Origin of the sequence: Vibrio fujianensis (assembly GCF_002749895.1) — a bacterium.
GTDB classification, from domain to species: Bacteria; Pseudomonadota; Gammaproteobacteria; order Enterobacterales; family Vibrionaceae; genus Vibrio; species Vibrio fujianensis.
The window spans coordinates 19,242-19,456 of sequence record NZ_NBUS01000033.1 but is presented as its reverse complement, the minus strand read 5'-3'; the positions used below and the strand labels follow the sequence as shown (position 1 = coordinate 19,456).

The 215-nt window shown below is 50.2% G+C and carries 1 pseudogene; it reads left to right on the top strand.

Annotated features, from left to right (window positions below):
* Positions 1–215, top strand: a pseudogene (locus B7C60_RS17495) (2,3-bisphosphoglycerate-independent phosphoglycerate mutase); the annotation flags it as partial.

Here is a 215-nt window from a genome sequence, read left to right as displayed (position 1 = left end):
CAGGTGGCGTACATTCTCATGAAGATCACATTTATGCGGCAGTCGAATTAGCGGCGGCTCGCGGAGCTGAAAAAATCTACCTCCACTGCTTCCTTGATGGTCGTGATACCCCGCCGCGTAGTGCAGAAAACTCACTGCAGCGTTTCCAAGACCTATTTACAAAACTGGGTAAAGGTCGCATCGCTTCTTTGGTTGGCCGCTATTACGCAATGGAT